Source organism: Niveispirillum irakense DSM 11586 (genome assembly GCF_000429645.1).
Taxonomy (GTDB): Bacteria; Pseudomonadota; Alphaproteobacteria; order Azospirillales; family Azospirillaceae; genus Niveispirillum; species Niveispirillum irakense.
This window is the reverse complement of the sequence record NZ_AUCG01000023.1, coordinates 205463-225014: the sequence shown is the minus strand read 5'-3', so window position 1 is coordinate 225014 and position 19552 is coordinate 205463. Positions and strand designations below refer to the sequence as shown.

Here is a 19552-nt window from a genome sequence, read left to right as displayed (position 1 = left end):
TAAATAAGGGTAAGGGCTAATCAGGACGTCGAGGTTCAGTTACCCGGCTGCGGCTCTTCTTCTGGCTGGGTCGTGCCGCCTGTGCTGGAAGGGACCACAGATCCATTCCCCCCGGCGGCACCGCTGCCAGCTGCATTACCCGATACACTGTTATTGGACGGGGCCGTCAACACCGACGGCGACCCATCGGCGCCCAGTGCGCCGACACTCGTCGTCAGAACCTGCGGCGACTGATAGGCCGACAGAGCGTCGGGGGTAACAGCGTTGCTGGACACGGTGCCGGTGAACAGGGATGTCACCGTCGGCGTGCTCGGCACCGCCGTGCGGGGCACAACAGAGGAGACAACCTGCGTCACCTGATCCAGCGGGCCCCAGGCCGTATCGTTGATGAAGTACGGCTCACCAACAAACTGGCTGTTGACACGCATAGCCGTCCGGACACCACCGATCCCGCCAATGGAACCATACATGGTTGCGCGGGTGGCCCTCGGTACGGTCAGCGTCAGCACCTGAAGGCTCTGATCTGCCGAACCACCACTGATGCCGATCAACAGGGCGCCAGTATCAGACGAAAGGGTGAGATTGGTGTTGAGACCAACCAGGCCCGGCATCGTGATATCGCCACCGGCGGTGATGGACACCGTACCAGCCACCAGTTCCGCCGGTGCGGCGAACGTGATGTCACCAACCGTCACCGCCACTGTTGCCGGCAACAGGACACGGGCACCGCCGGTCTGGGTAAAGCCGGTCCCCGCCTGCACATTGGCGTTCTCAGCAAAGCTGATCACGCCCGTGGTGCTGTTGCTTGCCAGGTTGATCGCGCCCGCAGTCGTAACCGCACCATTGAAGGTGAGGTTGCTGCCGGCAACCCGCAGGCCATTCGTGCCGGTCAGGTTCAGGGCGCCCTGGAACAAGGCCGCCCCGCTGCCGGTCACCGCCAGATTGGCGGCATTAACGACACCATTGAAGGTGACGGAAGCACCGGTGACAGACAGATCACCAAGACGGCGGCTGACGCCGAAGGCACCCTGGGCTGTGATGGCCCCATTGAGTGCCGACAAGGTCAGGTTAGCGCCGCCCGTGGCGTCAACCGTACTGCCAAAGGTCAGTGTCCCCCCTGTGCTGGTCATGCTGGTGGCACCCGTCAGCAAGACCGGGCCCAGGTAAGACTGGGCACCCTGGGTAACCATCGCACCATTAACAAAGCCACTGCCGGAGATGCTCAGCGACCGCAGGGCCGTATTCCCCCCAAGGCCACCGGCAATCGCCGTATTATCCCCAATAATGGTCAGTGACTGACCGCCGGCCACCTGACCATCCGCCCCCTGCGACAAGGTGATAGATGTTCCGGTCAGGACCGTGTCTGCACCTAGCACGACGCGCTCGCCGTAGGTCTGCGCGCCGGTGGTGGTGATAGAGCCGCCATTCAGGTGCAAGCTACCGGCCGCGTCGGTCGTGAGGCTGGAAACAGTGACATTCCCCCCAAACCGGGTCAGCCCGGCGCTGTTAACCCTCAAGGAACCCGCACTGGTTACGGCGCCTTGCAGATCGACAGAACCGCCGGTCAGCAGGGTACCCGCGCCCAGGGTGGACTCCCTAAGGGTGACTGCACCACCATAGACCTGTGCGCCGCGGGTGGTGATGGCACCACCATTTAGCGCGGTGGACCCATTCACCTTCAGGCTGGTCAGTGCCGCGACGGTACCCACCGCTCCGCCGAAAGTGGCAGAACCGTTGATCGTCAGGGCATGCGCCCCTTCAACCGCACCCGTGATGTTCACAGTGGTACCGGTCAGCACGACATCTTTGGCCAGCGTCACAGCGCCTTCATAGATCTGCCTTCCGGTGGTGGTGATGTCCGTATTCAGCGTGAAATCATCATCCCGGATATACAGGCTGGACAGAGTGGAATTGACACCAACTGGTCCATTAATCTGCACGTCGCCAAGCAGCCCAAGCCCGAACGCACCATCCACGCCCTGCGACAGGGTGAGAGCGGCCCCATTCGTGGACAAAGACACATCGCCAGCCAGTATCAGACGCTCCCCATAGGTCTGGGAACCTCTGGTCGAGATGGACCCACTGATGATCAGGCTGCCGGCGGCGTCAGTCACCAGCGAAGTCAAACCGACCGAGCCGTCAAACCGGGTCAGCCCAGCGCTGTTCACCGTCAGGGCACGGCTTCCCTGTATGTCACCGTTGAACAGGGCGTCACCACCTGCCGTCAACACCACATCCTTGGTCAGGAGGATACTTCCGTAGGACTGGCTGCCCGTGGTGACAACATCACTATTCAACTCGGTTGCGCGGCTAACCGTGAAGTCCTTCACTGCAACCGTGCCGTTCAACCGCGCCCCGCCGGCAATCGTCAGGACATGCGCCCCTTCCGCACCACCATTCAGCACGACTAGACGGCTGGTCAGGACTGTGTCCGCCCCCAGGATTACCCGATCGCGATAGTTCTGGAACTCGCTGGCAGTAATGGTACCACCATCGAGTTTCAGGCTGCCGGCCGCATCGGTCGTGATGCTGGTAACATTCACGTTACCGCCAAACCGCGTCTGCCCGGCGCTGTTCACTGTCAGGGCCACAGGGCCCGTAACGGCACCTTGCAGATCAACTGAACCTCCACTCAGCAGCGTGGTCCTTCCCAAGGTCACGGCACCTGCATAGGTTTGTGCGCCCGTGGTGACGATCGTCCCACCATTCACCGTGCTGGCACCAACCACCGTCAAACCGGTCAATGCCGTACCGTTGCCCACGGTGCCATTGAAGGTGACTGGGCCCGTGATCGAAAGAGTGTGTGCCCCATCGACCGCGTTGTTAAAGCTGATGCCGCCTCCAGCCAACGCCACATCCTTGATCAGGGACACGGCACCACCGTAAGTCTGCGTGCCGCTGGTGGTGACATTCGCGGTCAGGACAGATCTGGCCTTGGCGTCCAGGCTGATCAGCGCCGTGGTGGCGCCAACCGCGCCAGAGATCGCCGCAACGCCCTGGATCGTCAGGTTGGAGGCACCATCGGCACCGCCACCCAACGTCACGGTAGAGCCGGTCAGCGTCAGCGCCTTGCCCTCCAGCGTCACATGGTCGCCATAGGTCTGCACGCCCGTGGTCGTGACCGAACCGGCCAGCGTTACCTTGCCAACAGCATCCGTTACCAGCGAGGCCACAGTTACAGCGCCGCCAAAGCGGGTCAGACCGGCGCTGTTCACCGTCAGGGCATGGGCACCCGACACGGCACCATTGACCAGCACATCACCGCCCGCCGTCAAAGCCAGTGCCTTGTTCAGGCTGACAGAACCATAGGATTGGCCATTGGTGGTGACAACATCCCCGTTCAGCCCGGCATTTCCGCTGACCGTGAAGCTCTTCGCTGCGACCGTGCCGCCCAATGCCGCGTTGCCGGTGATCGTCAGGGTCTGTGCCCCTTCCGCACCGCCAGACAGGGTGACCAGCGTACCGGTCAGGACCGTATCGGCCCCCACCATTGCACGCTCACCATAGGTCTGCGCGCCGCTGGTGGTGATGGCACCGCCAGTCAGGTTCAGGCTGCCGGCAGCATCAGTGGTGAGGCTGGCAACATTGACGCTACCGCCCAAGCGGGTCAGGCCGGCACTGTTAACCGTCAAAGCCACGGGGCCTGTAACCGTGCCCTGCAGATCGACCGCCCCGCCGCTCAGCAGCGTGGCCGCCCCAAGGGTCACGGCACCGGCATAGGTCTGGTTACCCGTTGTAGTGACGGTACCGCCGTTCAGCGTGCTGGCTCCGATAGCATGCAGGCCGGCCAGGGCCGTATTGGCACCGACCGCCGCACCGAAGCTGACCGGACCCGTGATCGACAGGGTACGTGCCCCATCAACCGCACCCGTGAACCGCACCGCACCGCCAGCCAGGCCGATGCTGTTGCCCAGGGTCACAGCACCACCATAGGTCTGGGTGCCGCTGGTCGTGATGCCTGCATTCAGCGTGGATTTGCCGTTGATATCCAGGCTGGTCAGCGCGGTATTGGCGCCGACCGCGCCATTGATCAGCGTGCCACCGGTGATCGCCAGCTTGAAGGCACCATCCGCACCCTGCGACAGGGTGACGGCTGAACCGGTCAGGGCCACATCGGCGGCCAGGATCGCCCGCTCCCCGAAGGTCTGCGCGCCGCTGGTCGTGACATTGCCGCCAAGGGTCAGGCTGCCGGCGGCATCCGTCACCAGAGAAGCAAGCTGCACCGCGCCACCAAAGCGGGTGACATCGCTGCTGTTCACGGTCAGATCGCCCGTACCGCTCACCGTGGAGCCGAAATCAACCCGGCCGCCGGAGGTCAGCACAACTGTGCCGGTCACCGTGGAGGCACCCTGGTAGTTCTGCGCACCCGTCGTGGTCACATTACCGTTCAGGGCGCTGGTCCCCGACACGCTGAGGCTTGTCAAGCTGCTGGCACCCGTGGCCGACCCGATCGACAGGTCACCCTTGACGGACAGGCCATATGCCCCTTGCGCGCCCTGCGCCAGGGTGATGCTGGTGCCCGTCAAGGTCGTATCCGCGGTCAGCGTCACGGCCTCGCCATAGGACTGCGTACCCGTGGTTGTGACCTTGCCGCTGCCAATGGACAGCGTGCCCGCCGCGTCCGTCGTCACGGAGGCCACGCTGATCTCACCACCGAAGCTGGTTACACCTGCGCTGTTCACCGTCAAGGCCATCGGACCGGCAATACCGGCCTTAAAGGCGACGGAACCACCATTCAGAACCGTATTGGCACCCAGAGTGACAGTCCCGCCGAAGGTTTGCGCGCCGCTGCTGGTGACGCCGCCGCCATTCAGCGCCGTTGTGCCGCTGACATTGACACTCTTCAGCGCCGTGGTGCTACCGACCGCGCCACCAAACACGGCATTACCCTGAACATCAAGGGAGGCATTGCCATCCGTTGCACCAGCCACAGAAACCAGCGAACCGGTCAGAACCGCCTCGCTGCCCAGCAGGGTCAGTGAACCACCAAAGTTCTGCGTCCCTGTGGTGGTTACCGTCTGGCTGCGCAGCGCCGTGCTGCCGCTGACAGACAGCGAGGACAGGCTGATAATGCCGGAAAGATCGGCATTGCCATTGATGGTCAACGCCCAGGCGCCGCTGGCACCCTGACCCAGGGTGACGAGCGAGCCGGTCAGAATGCTGTCCGCCGTCAGGTCGATACGCTCGCCATAGGTCTGCGCACCGCTGGTGGTGATGGAACCACCATTCAGGTTCAGGCTGCCATCTGCGTCCGTCGTGATGGACGCCGCATTCATGCCCGCTGCCGCCAGATTGGTCAGGCCGCTGCTATTGACAACCAGGGCACCCAGGCCCGTCGTCCCGCCAACAGCACCGCCAAAGATCACATCAGCAGCTCCAGCATTGATGGTCAGATCCGAAGCACCATCAAGGGTGCTGCCGAAGGAGATCTGGTTGTTCGCCGCGCGCAGCAACATCAACTGCACGCCGCTGATGGACAGCGTCTGTGCGCCATTCAGCGTCACGGCACCGCTATAGGTTTGGGCCCCGCTGGTGGTGATGGTCCCGCCATTCAGCGCCGTCGTACCGCTGACAGCCAAGCTGGTCAAGCTGGAGGTGCTGTTTGCCCCCACTACGACGTTGCCGGTGACGGTGAGGCCCGCCCCATTGGCACCGCTGGTAAGGGTGACACTCGTCCCTTCAACGCTGGCGCTGTTCAGCAGCGTGAGCGCCCCACCATAGGTCTGCGTGCCCGTGGTGCGGATATTGCCACCGCTGAAGCTGGTGGTGCCGTTGATATCCAGACCGGTCAGGGCTGTAGTGGCTCCGACATTACCTGTGATCGCGGCATTGCCCAGGATAGTCAGGCTGGCGGCGCCATCGGCACCGGCACCCAGGGTGATGGTGGTGCCGGTCAGGGTCAGCGCCTTGCCTTCCAGCGTCACATGCTCGCCATAGGTCTGCACGCCCTTGGTGGAAACGGAGCCGGCCAGCGACACGGTGCCGGCGGCATCCGTGACCAGCGAGCCAAGCTGCACCGCGCCGCCAAAGCGGGTGACATCGCCGCTGTTCACGGTCAGGTCACCCGTACCACTCACCGTGGAGCCGAAATCAACCCGGCCACCGGAGGTCAGCACAACCGTGCCGGTCACCGTGGAGGCACCCTGGTAGTTCTGCGCACCCGTCGTCGTCACATTGCCGTTCAGGGCGCTGGTCCCTGACACGCTGAGGCTTGTCAGGCTGCCGGCACCCGTGGCCGACCCGATCGTCAGGTCACCCTTGACGGACAGGCTGTAGGCCCCTTGCGCGCCCTGCGCCAGGGTGACGCTTGTGCCGGTCAAGGTCGTATCCGCCGTCAGCGTCGCGGCATCACCATAAGACTGCGCGCCCGTGGTCGTGACCTTGCCACCGGCGATGGACAGCGTGCCCGCCGCGTCCGTCGTAATCGACGCCACGCTGATCTCACCACCAAAGCTGGTCACACCCGCGCTGTTCACCGTCAAGGCCATCGGACCCGTGATGGTGGACGCGAAGGTCACATTACCCTTGCCGCTGTCGATGATCGTGTCGGCCGTCAGAACAACGGCATCATTGTAGGTCTGCGTGCCGGTGGTTTTAACGCCGACGATGCTGGTGCTGCCACCGGCATCGGTGGTCAGGCTTGTCAGCGCTGTGGTCCCGCCCACAGCGCCAGCCAGTTTGGTGGTGCCGCTGCTGTTCAGCGTCAATGCATAGGCACCGTTGATGGTACCCGCGACCGAAATATCGGCCTTGCCCGTGCTGATCGTGCTGTCACCGTCCAGAACAATCAGATTGCCGAAGGTGATGCCACTGTTCGTCGTGCTCAACGTGCCATTCAGCGTCACCGCACCGCCGTAAGACTGTGCGCCGGTCGTGGTTACCGACCGCAGGCTGGTTGCGCCTGTCCCTGTGGTCAGGCTGGCCAGCGCCGTCGTGCCACCAACGGCACCGGAGAAACTGGTCTTGCCACTATTATTAAGGGTCAGGGCCTGGGCACCATCGACGGTGCCGGCGAAGCTGATATCGCCCTTGCCGGCATTGATGGTCGTGGCGCCGGTCAGGGTTGTGGCCCCACCGAAGGACACATTGCCATTGCCGGACGTGTAGGTGCCGCCGATGGTTGCCGCCTCGCCATAGGATTGGGCGCCCGTGGTGGTGACATTGCCGACGGTGACCGTGCCACCGGCGTCGGTCGTCAGGCTGGCCAGGGCCGTAACCCCACCCACAGCGGCAGCAAAGCTGGTCGCGCCGCTGCTATTGACGACCAGTGCAAAGCCACCATTGACGGTGTCCTTGAAGCCGACCGCCCCCTTATTGGCATCAATCGTCGTGTCGCCAGCCAGCGTCACGGCCTTTTCAGTCGTAAAGGCGCCGCTATTGGTCTTGTAGCTGCCATTCAGCGACACAGTGTCGTTGAAGGTCTGCGCACCGTTCGTGGTGATGGAGCGGAAGCTGCTGGACCCGCCGGCATCAGTGGTCACGCTGGCCAAAGCCGTGGTGCCACCGATGGCACCGCCAACGGACGTGCTGCCGCTGCTGTTCAACGACAGGGAATGGGCACCATCAACGGTGCTGCTCAGGCTGATATCGCCCGTACCGACGCTGATCGTCGTGTCGCCGGCCAGGGTCACCGCATCGGTAACGATGAAGTTGCCATTGCCGCTAGAAGTATACTTGCCATTCAGGGTGGCGGCACCGGTATAGCCTTGAGAGCCCGTGGTGCTGACACTGGCCACAGCAATCTTGCTGCCGGTGACGTTAAGGCTGCTCAAGCCAGAAGCGACACCGCCAAGGGTGACGGTGCTTGTCCCGGCATTCAGCGTCAGCGCATTGCCGTTGCCGGTAAGCGTGCCGGTAACACCGATATCACCACTGATCGCCTTGATATTGATATTACCCGACAGGGAGAGCGTGCCATCGATGCTGACCGACTTGCCGGTCAGGTTGCCGGCAAGCGTGGTGGCACCCTTGAAGCTCTGCGCCCCTGCCGTGCTGACCGACTGGACGCTGATATTCTTACCTTCGACCGTGAAATTGCCGCTGGTCCCCGTTGAGCTGTAGCTCTTGCCCAGGGTGACATTGCCGCCGGTGGAGGTGAGTGTCAGATCGCGGCCACTGCCGGCGCTGAAGCTCTTGGTGGCATTGCCGTCGGTGATATTGCCCGTGGCCGTAACCACGATATCACCATCGTTGGTCACCAAGTCACCCAGGATAAAGCTGGTGCCGGACAGATAGATGCCGCCCGTCCCGGTGACCGTGACACCGACCTTGGTGAAATTGGTCTGGAACGCTTCCGTTGCCGTTCCCAGACCGGACGCCGTGGTCATGTTCAGCGTTTCACCGGTCAGCGTCGATCCGCCCGTGGCCGAAAGGATCTTGCCCGCGCTTGCCGACAGGTTGAGCGTGCCGGTGCCACCAGCATTGACGGTGTTCAGCGTCATATCGCCCGTGGTTGCCGTCAGAGTGACGATGCGGCTGGCGCCGGTCGCGACCACGCTGTCAGCCGTGAAACCGACGCTATTGGTGAAGGTGATATTGCCGGTTGCCGCCAGGGTCAGGCCCGTCAAAGCGCCGGTATTGGAAACCGTCAGGTTCTTGCCCGTGCCCGTCAGGCTGGCATTCAGCTTGCCGGTCGTGGTGGTCAGCGTGGTGTTGCCACCGGCCGAGCCGCTGATGAAGGTGAGTTCAGAGGCAGTGATGGTCAGGGTGCGGCCACCGCCGCTAGTGACGATATCCGTCGTGCCCTTCAGCGTGATAGCGCCAGTGGTGCTGAAGCTGCCGGAAGACGGAAGGGTCAGGGTGCCGCCGCTTTCCAGCAGCAGATTGCCGCTGGTGAGGGACAAGCCAGCGATGGAAAGGTCACCTGCCGTCTTGATATAGGCCGACGAGCCGTTGCCCAGGGTCAGCGCACCATTGCCGAGCGTGGAGGCGCCTGTACCGCTGTTGGAAACGGAAACGACAGAACCATCCTTCGAAGCCGACAAGCCGCTGATCGTGGACACCTTGACGAGCACCGGGGTGCCAGCACCTGTCGCCAGATTGGTGACGGCGCCGATATTACCGTTACCCGCCGTCAGTGACAATTTGCCGGCGACAATGTGGGTATCCGTGCCGCTGACCAGGATCGAACCGGCGGCGCTGACATTGGCAAGGCTTTGCGACGGTGACCCGGTGCCTGAATCGGTGCCCGCATAGAGCTTGGTGATGGTGATGTCGCCGGTGGTGGTGGAAATCACCACGTCATTGCCGGCCCCATCGGTTTTCTGGAAGACATTGACGACGGCGACAGGGCCGGCGGCCTTCACATTCAGGGAACCATTATTGGCAGAAAGCGCGGTATTGACATCACCCAGGCTGACACCGGCGCTGTTGCTGTCATTGATGTAGATGGAACCGTTGCCGCTATTGTTCCCCATCAGGACGTTGGCGTTGGTGGCAATGGCATTGCTGCTGCTGCCGATGCCGTTGAAGGCACTGAAGACGACCGTATTGCCGGTCACAACCGTGCTGGTCAGCCCGTCATCCAGGATGCTGCCGATGCTGGACGTCAGGGTTACATTGCCCCGGCCTGACAGGCCGGCAGCGTTGATCTCCCCGACCCGCAGGTTGGAGGTGCCACCGGTATCGACGGAGATATTGCCGCCACCGGAAATCAGCTTGCCCAGGACCAGAGTGGTATTATCGCCGTTGATCACAATGTCACCGCCATTGGTGGTGACATTGCTCAGCCCCAACTCGTTGCCCGTTGCCTTGAAATAGGCACCAATACCGCTGGCGGTGGTGATTGCCGTCAGGTTGCGGCTATGGACCCCCAGCACAGCAAGCGATGCACCATAGCTCGTGCCGCTCAGCGTGACGGTGCCGCCGGTGATGCTGCTGGCACTGTTGCCTTGCCGGATCGCCCCGGTGGTTGTCAGCACCACGGCACCATTATTGATGCCGGCGCTGACGGTGCCGGCCGTGCCGGTTTTACCGATATTGATGTCGCCGCTGGCCGTGACCCGGATGTCATTGCCAAACGCATCCTGGGTCACGGTCATGCTGGTGATGGTCAGCGCACCGCCCACCGTTACGTTGGTGCTGCCATTCTGGACCGCAGTAGTCAAACCACCGGCCATGGCACCGGTGATGCCAAGATAGAGCGAGCCATTGCCCGTTACCGTGGCCGAAATGGCCGTACCCGTCGTCAAGTTGGTATCATTGGAAGCGGTGACGCGGAAAATATTGTCCACGCTGCCGATACCGGTGCCCGCCTTCAACGTGATGCTGCCGGTATTGCCACCGCTGACCAGGGTGATGCCGTTGCTGGCCAGCTTGCCGGCGGCATCCAGAGTCAAGGCGGCGGTGTTGCCCCAGGTCGTGGCGCCATTCAGGGTCAGGTCACCCGCCGTTGTGGTGACAGACAAGGCGGCGCCGCTCGTCAAAACGCCCGTGCTGAGCGTGCCCGCGTTGGAAATATAGGCACCGCCGGCACCGGTGGTCAGCGTCAGGCTGCCCACATTCGTCTTCAATGCCTGGCTGCTGCTGCCAATCGCGGCAGCGGCCAGGGTATTGGATGCCAGGGACAGGCTGCCAGCCGTGATCAGGCTGCTGCCATTGATCGCGGTGATGCTGGTTGCCGTGGTGGTTGACGTGACAGCCGCCGTGTTGAGATTGACGCTGCCCGACCCTACCGAGATTGTGCCGACGGCAATGCTGCCCTTGGCCGAGATGGTCAGGTTCAGCCCCGTCGTATCGCTGATATTGGTCAGCGTTGTGGTGTTGCCATTATCCGATGCCGTGAAGGTCAGATTGGTGCCGGTGACTGACAAGGTGCCCGTGGAAGCGGTATTGCTGACCGCCGTTGCACGGTTAATGGTCAGATCGGTCAGATCCCCGGCACCGACATAAATGTCGCCACCCGTATTGATGGTCAGCTTCGTGGCGGTGGTCTTCACCCGGGTATTGGCGTTCGTGCCGGCGCCGATGCCGCCGGCACCTGCACTGTTGCCACCGGTTGCTGTCAGCACCAGTTCCGCCGCATCAATGCTGGACGCGGTGTTGGACTTGATCGTCGCGTTGGTGGCGGTCAGCGTAACCTTGTTGCCCGTCGCCGTGATGGCGCCGGCAATGGTCATGTCTTTCTGACCAGAGCCATTACCGTTGGAAACCACGACATCGCCAGCAGCCGTCAGGCCGTTGATTGTCAGGGCGTTGGTTTCCTGAAGATAGATGCCGCCGCCGGACGCCGTTGCGGTCAGCGTCGTGGTGCCACTGTTGTTCGCAGTGGTCGTGAGGGCATTGCCCGCAGTGCCAATGGAGCCGGAGGCCGTCAGGGTCAAGGCCCCCGCACCCGTGATCTTGCCACCGCCCAGGATGGAACCGTTCGTGACCGTAATGGTTGCCGCCGCACCGTTCAGGGACGGGCCCTCGCCACTGAGGTTCAAATCCCCATTGGCCTGAATGGTGCTGGTCCCCCCAACGATGAAAGTATCGACCCACGTATTCTGCTTCAGATCGACATGGGCACCATTATTGGCGACAACCTGCAGATAACCCGTGGTGATGTCCAGCAGCCCGCCGCCGGTGCCCGCCGTCTGGCCAACCATCCCGCTAGAGGAGCTCAACTGGACAGTACCGGCCTTGATGTAGGACGTGCCGTCAAGTTCACGGATGCCGTCACCGGCCACCAGCTTCAGGCTGTTGGAGGCGCCGATCTCAACCTTATCCACGATGATGAGGCGGTCGTTGGTGAAAGTGAAGTCCATCCCTGACTTATCAAGGATCTGGCTGAAGGTGGTGCCGCCGGCGTCCGTATGGGTTGCCTTGATTTGAACAGCACCCGCCGTACCATCCAACCCCGCACTCACAATGTCGAAGGTGCGGTTGCCCGTGTTGCCTGTGCTGGAATTGGTCAGCGACAGCGTGTCGATATGGGTGCTGGAGGTGACATATACATCGCCTTGCCCCTGCAACGTTACCAAGGGCGCGTCAAGATAGAGACGGTTGCCACTGCTGCCAAGATTTATGGCCTGGATGTTAACGGACGCCGCCGTGATCCGGGAAAGGCTGCTGTTGGCACCACCAAAAATCGACGCCTCGGTCTTGAGCGTCAGCGCCCCAGACTTGGTCAGGTCAATAATGCCGGCAATCTGCGAGATCTTGGTATCAAAGATAAAATCAAGACCCGTCGTGTCGCTGAGGCTCACTGCATAGGAACTGCTACCCGTGATGCTGATCGTCGCATTCTTGGACGTCAGGCCATAGGTCGCCGCACCATCACTCGACGTTCTGGTGTTCTTGATGGAAAGGGTCTGCAGGTCGGCAGCGCTATTATTGATATAAACATCGTTCAGGGTTTCGATGAACAGCGCTTCCGTATCGGTTTCGATCGATTGGTTGTTGCCGTTCCGAAGGATGGCACCGGTCGCCTTCAGGGTGATCTTGCCCGCCGTCAACATATTCGTGCCGCTGGCCACGCGGCTGATATTGGTCACCGTGCCCGTTGTGGACAGGCTGAGGGTGCGGCCCTTCTGTACGTTGATAAGCCCCAGTTCCAGGAAATTGTCCGTCGTCAGGTCAAAGTCCAACCCGGTCGTATCGACAAGCTTGGTAATCTGGGTCGTGGAGCCATTGGTCAGGATCGAGAGATCGAGATTTTGACCGGAGATGCTGTATGTACGGGTGGCCGCGTTTTTCGCCGTCCAGGTGAACTTGGACAGATCAGCCTGATTGGCAATATAGGCGCTGGCCCCCGTGGTCAGGGTCAGGGATTCCGTTTCAATCTGCAGCGAATTGCCGGATGTGCCAATATCCCCGCCTTCGACAGTCAATGTCAGGTCATTGGTCGATATGCCCTTGCCGCCATTAAGCTGGGTCAGCGCCCCGCTGGTAACCTTCAAGGTTGTCGAATTGGTGGTAACGGGTGACGTGCTGCGGTTGCTGATTTCATCAACCGCCAAATTGCCGGCATTCTGGTAATTAACTGTGCTGTTGGCATTGATCTTCAACTGGCCAACGGTGCCATAGAAGGTTGATTGCCCGGTTACCGAATTACCCACGCCGGAAGCATCAATTTCCAGCCGGCCCGCCGTGATGACGCTGCTGGTCTTGGTGCCCACGACACTTTGCTTTGAGCCGCTGGCAGCCGCTGTCAGCTTGACCGTGCCTGTCCCGACACTGACATTTTCCACCTGAATGCTCTTGGTGGAGGTGACCGACAGGTTGAGGCCGGATTGGGAAATATTGGTCAGCTTGAAGGCGGTGACTGACGTGGTCGGCACGACTTCATCTGCCGTGAAGGTCAGGCCGGTGGAGGAGAGGGAATGCGTGTAGCTGGTAGTGTTTTTCCGGAAATCCACATCCAGCGTCAGATCGGTCAGTGTCGCGCTATTGCTGACGCTCATGTCACCACTGGTGGCAACGGTGAGTTTCTGCGTCGTCGTTGAGAGTGTGGCAGAGTTGCCGACACCGCCATTTGAAGCTTTGGCGGAGAGAATCAATTCCCCAGCGGTGATTGAACCGCTGGCCCTGTTGATGGTGCCGGATACACCGGTTGCGCCGCCTGTCGAGGTCAGGCTGACCTTCCCCGTGCTGCTGGTGCCCGCATCAATCGTGCCCGTAAGAATGGCGCGGTCAACGCTATAGCTGAAATCCATGGTGCCGGAGCCGCTGGCCATGCCCACGGTCTGCACACCACTGCTGGTGGAAATCGTTACAGAGCGGCCAGAGCCGACATTGGTGAAGCTGTATGTGTTCGCAGTGGTCGTGGCCGATGTCTTATGCGTGCTGGTGATCGCCAGCTTGGTCAGGGCGGTATTGCTGTTATCGATATAAATATCGCCGTTATTCTCGATGGTCAGGGAGGCCGTCGTGGTCCTCATGGCTTGGGTAGACGTGCCGATGGAACCTGCGCCGGTGACGGAGCCCTTGGCAATCAGCGTGACGCTGCTGCCCGCAATAGAACCGCCACCACTGCCGCCAAGGGTGATGTTGGAGTTGGCGCCGCCACCCTCCGTCACCAGCCTGACCGCACCGGAGGCAACGATCTCGTTGATGGTGATATTCTTCTTACCGGTGAAGCTGAAATCGACGATGCTGTTCGTGGCACCGCTGACATCAATAGGGCCAACCGTCGTACCGTCGTCAGTGATCGAGATGGCCGATCCACTGGCACCTTTAATCCCAAAAAGAGACGCGGTGTTGCTGGCGGTCGTGCTGTTGGTGCTGGTAATCGCCAGATGGGTCAGCGCGACATCGCTGCTGACATAAATATTACGGCCAGACTGAAGGGTCAGCCTGCCGCTATTCACCTTAACATTGGTGGCGTCGGTGCCGATGGAATAGAGATCACCCGCCGTCAGGTTGACCGTCCATGCAGTCATGGAGCCGGTGCCGGTGGAGGTGATGGCGCCCGTGCTGACAATTTTCAGATTGCCACCCTGGATATCGCCCTTGCCGATGCTGATCGTCCCGGCGCTGCCCGTTGCAGATAGCGAGACATCCATATCGCTGTCACTGGTCAGCGTATTGACCGTGTGATTGCCGCTGCTGCTGCTGATGCCGATGGTTTGCCCTGTAGCCGCAATGGAAACGGTACCGCTGGCATTGCTGGTGCGGACGATATTCAAGGACCGGATATTTGAGCTGTTGCTCAGATAAACGCTGGAATTATTTTCAACAGACAGCGTAACCGTATCGACATCCAAGCTCTTGCTGCTGCTGCCAATCGCGCCACCAGCCTTGAAGGTGATTTCACTGCCGTAAATCCGGTTGGTGTCATCTTCATCATTCAGAATGGTGGTGCCGGAGGTCACGGTCACGGCTGAGGCGCCTTTATTGGCGTCGATGGCACCCAGCACCAGGCTGTTGCTGCCGCTCAGCGTGATCGTGTCGCCAGCCCGGGCACTAGTGATCGTGGTGCTGTTGCTGGAATTAGTGGCAATATTGATCAGGCCGCTGCTGGCTTGTACAACAACAGAGGGGGCCCGGAAGTTGAAACCAGCAGTGCTGGAACCGATATTCTGCGAGGCTTTCAGCGTCAGTACATCGGTGGCGTTAATGTAGACACTACTATCCGTGGTAAGGGAGCCAGCCGTTGCCTCGATGCTGACTTTACCGTCTTGTGTGCCACTGGTGTATTTCACATTGAGATCACCGGCCCCCAGCTTCACCACGACATCGCCGGTCGACGTGGCAACGCCCGTGCCATAGCGATCCCCCTCACCAAGCAGGAATGTGTTGGTGGTGTCGGACGGGTTTACCGCTCTATCGACCGAGAGATAAATGCCGGCCGAACCGCTGGTCAGGTTGCTGCCGGTGCCGGCGGTAACACTGACGCCCCGCGCCGTGATATCCATATCCTGACCGGTGGCCGAACCGCCGACACCGCCAGCGGCCTTGAAAGCGATAAAGGAGGCCAGCACCCGAGTACTGTCGTCGCCATCATCCTTGATGGCGCCCTTGGTGCTGTTGAACAGCAGGGAGTTGCCGGTGGACGTGGCGGACCCGCCGCCGGAAGGTGTATAGGTATATACAAAACTGCCGGTATTCACCTGCCCCAACGTAATGTCGCGGTCACCGGTGAAGCTGAACGTGTTCAGGCCCCCAAGCCCAATACCGTAACCGCTATCAATCAGCCGTTCGAAATTATAACCAGCCCCGCTGTCCGTCAGCTTGAGGTCAAGATGGCGACCGGTGATGCTGAATTGATAATCAGCCGTGCTGTCCTTGTGCGTGCTGGTAATTACCAATGTGTTGAAATGAGACTGGTTCGCAATCATCAGATTGCCCGTCGTCGTGACGGTTAGATCGGCTGTATTGATACCAAGGGAAACGCCGTTTTTGGCCTCAATCCCTTCCGTTCCTGTCAGCTTGATGGCCTTGGCGGTCAGGAAGGTGTTGGCGTTGCCATCATCCTGGATAAAGCCATTGGTGGTGGTGACATTGGCGCTAGTCACATTCGCTATGTCCATCCGGCCCAGCACCAGATTGACATCACTGGTGAAGCTGAAGCTGGTCAGGAAGGAACTGGACAGATCACTGATCGTTACTGTGGTGCCATTATCCGTGATGTCAAACGTCTGGCTCATCGAGTTCAACAAGAAGCCGTTCGGCGTTGTGCCCGAATGCTTGTTGTTGATGGTCAGGCTGGTCAGGTGCCGACTGTTATCAATAAAGAACCCGCCCGTATTGGTAATGGAAAGGGTGCTGGTCTCTGTTTTCAGATGGCTGGTGCTGCTGCCGACATCGCCACCGGCATTAATGGTGAGGACGCCAGTCGTCACCTTGTTGCCGCTGGCCCCGGTGATCTTGCCGGAGGTGGTCAGATTGATCGCCCCAGCCGTGCTGCTCGTCAGGTTGTTGACGGTGGTTTCGGCCCCCGTCCCGGAAACTGTGACGGCAATGGTATTGGCAATCAACCGATCCAGTGTCACGGAACCCGTCTGGGTGACCGTGATGGAACCGCCATTTGCCACGGCCTCCAGCGTATTGACCTTGGTGATCAAGGTCATGATGGTGGCGTCCCCGTTGGAAACGGCCGTCAGCTTATTGGCCGTGACCCCCTCGCCGGCGGTATTCAGCCTGCCGCTGCCCAGGGTCAGGGATACATTGCCGCTGGGAGTGGAAATTTTACCGACACCCATGCCTATGACGGAGGAGATGGTGATATTGCCGCTACCCTCCAGGATGGAGACATCACTCACCAAGGCGGTGCCGCGCGTCACATTCAGAACAATGTCACCATTGCGGCCATAAACCTGCGTGAACGTCGTATCAGAATTATCCGCCACCCCGGCATTGGTGATGTAAGTGCCACCATTGTTGGTGGAGGTCACGAAGCTGCGGGAGCCGACGGACGAAATCGGATTGACGCTGGTGCCGATGGCGTTGGCAGCCTCAAGAACCAGACCGCCGCTGGTACGGATCAGGGTGGCGGCATTGCCATCATCCAGGATGGACCCGCCGGTGCTGCTCAGCTTGAAATTGCCAGTGGAACCGCTGAGCGCCTGAATGGACATGGAGCCGACGGTGATGTCACCGGCCGCCTGGATCGTGGACAGAACAGTGGCGCCGCTGGCGACGTTGGTCAGCACCAGGGCCTTATTGTTCCCGATATTGACGATACCGGAACCGGACGTGCTGTTGAGGCTGTTGACATTGGTGTTCAAGGCGGTGCCGGAGGCACCGATCGCGCCGTTGATTCCGGTCGTGCCCTTGGCAACCAAGGTCAGCGCATTGCCGGTAATAAGCTGATTATTACCGGTACCGGTGATATCGCCGCCATTGGCTGTCAGGCTGACATTGCCACCCTTGGCATCGACGATACCGACGGCCAGCCCCCGGTCGGACGTGTAATCAAAGGCCAAGTCGCTGGCAGACTCCACCGTCGTCAGCGTCGTGGCGGACGCGCCATCCGTGGCAGCGAAAGTCAACCCGTCTGCGGTGAGGCTATATTGATTGGTGCTGTTCTCAACCCCGTGGATGGTGGAGATGGTCAGGCTGTTCAGATTATTCTGATTGCTGATGTAGAAATTGCCGCCTGCACGGATCGTCAGCGCGGCGGTATTGGCGCTCAGAGCCGCGCCAGTGGCACCGATATGGCCACCCAACGCCGACACGATAAGGGTGGGCGCGGTCAGCAGCGGCGTGGCGCCCGTGACATTGGCGATATTGCCCGTCGCCGTCTCCAGGCGGATGGTCCCGCCGCCGGTGTTGATATCACCGGCCAGGGTAATGCCTTCACCGGCCAACAGCGTAACATTGCCGCCATTGCTGGTCAGCTTGCCGATATTCGTCAGCGAGGACCCAGCCAGCGACGCGTCCAGCGTGATGTTGCCGCCCTGGGTCGAAATCTCATAAGCGGCATCGCTGAAGGTGATGCCGCCATTGGCACCCGTGGAACGCAGGGTGAAGGAGTTGCCCATACCCGTTTGCAGCGCCACGCTGGTATCGACAGTGATGAGGCCCGTGGCCTCCAGCACGATATTGGCTGTGGAGTTCAGAAGCGACAGAACGGCGACGCTGACCGTGTTAGCGCCAGCGTCAGCCGTGGAGGCTGGCAGGTTGCCGCCGACGGCATTATTGTTCAGGGAGCCACCAGCACCCGCCACGATTTTCAGGGTCGAGGGGTCGAGCAGGAAGGTACCGGTCTTGCCCTTGGCCGCCGACATGTCTACATCACCGGTCAAGGTGATCACGTCGCGGCTGGAAACCTCGGCAAAGCCGCCATCACCACCCTGCGCGCCGCCCTTGGCGCTGATCGAACCGGCAAAGTCGGTCCGCTTTTCCGACAGGACCGTGATGGTGCCGCCATTGCCCTGCGTCAGGGCATCAGCCGCCATGGTTGCGCCGTCGGCGACATGGACCCGGCCAGCAGCCCAGGCGCCATCCCGGCTGCCCGCACTGCCGACGGCGATGACACCGCCGCCCTGGTCACCCGACGCATCGATCCGGGTGCCGGCCGCGACATCGATATTGGCGGCATCAACAATGACCGTGCCGCCGGTCTGGCCAGCCTGGGTGCCGCTGGCGTCCACCGTGCCTGCCACCTGGACCTTGCCATCACCGCCAGACAGCACGATCTTGCCGTTGGAACCGGAAATGCTGGTGGCGCTGATCACGCCATCGGTGTTGATCACATTGTCGATCACACCCTTGACCGCACGGGCGGACAAAACGACCGTGCCGCCTTCCGCCGAGATCTGTCCGGAATTGACCACCAGGGCCTGAGCCTTGCCATCCGCCCCTTCAGGCAGGGACGCCACCAGCGAACCGGCATCAAAGCTCAACAGCCCGTCACCCTGGAAATCCAGGGTAAAGCTGCGCGCGCCACCCAGGGCAACCTTACCCAGCTTGGCCTGGATAAGGCCAGAATTCTGCACGGAGGGCGCCACCAGGGCGGCCAGGCCGCTATCCTTGATGGAAATCAGCCCTTCATTGACAATACCGGCATTCAGATTGGGCGATGCTTGGTTAAAGGCATAGTTGCCGGCCAGGAAATCCTTGTCGGCAATATTGGCCGTGGTCGCAACCAGACCGCCCACATCAACCCGGGAGCCCTTCCCGAAGAAAACCCCATTCGGGTTGACCAGCATCACCGTGCCATTGGCGGTGATGGAACCGAAAATAGCCGAGGGATCGTTACCGACGACCCGGTTCAGCGTTACCGACTGGGCGTTGGGCTGCAGGAAATTCACCGTTTCGCCAGCGGCGATGGAGAAGCCCTGCCAGTTGATGATCGCCTTGTCGCTGCCCTGGACGATATTCAGCGTCTGGGGCGTAGCGGCAATGATGCTGGCCTGTCCGGCCACGACCGTGCCGCCGGTCGGGTTTGCCCAAGCGGCCTGGGCGAACAGCGAGGAAATAGCATAGACGAAACCGCCCATGGCGGCGACAAGCCCGGCCCGGCGCTGGCGGCGGTTACCGCGCGGCCCCTTGCGCCCGCCCGTCCCTATTATCGCCGAAGCCGAGGCGAGCAGGTTTTCACGCAGATTGTGCCGCTGGCGCTGGAAGCCTGGCAGGTTATTGGCGAACGGGGTCTGGATGTCGCGGCGGTTCGTCATGATTTTAT

General features: G+C 61.1%; 1 protein-coding gene. It reads right to left on the bottom strand.

Annotation, left to right across the window (positions count from 1 at the left end; genetic code table 11):
- Nucleotides 1-35: 35 nt before the first annotated feature.
- Complete coding sequence (locus G473_RS26845; protein ID WP_035707127.1) at nt 36-19544, bottom strand: filamentous hemagglutinin N-terminal domain-containing protein; 19509 nt, start codon at nt 19542-19544, stop codon at nt 36-38.
- Nucleotides 19545-19552 lie beyond the last annotated feature (8 nt).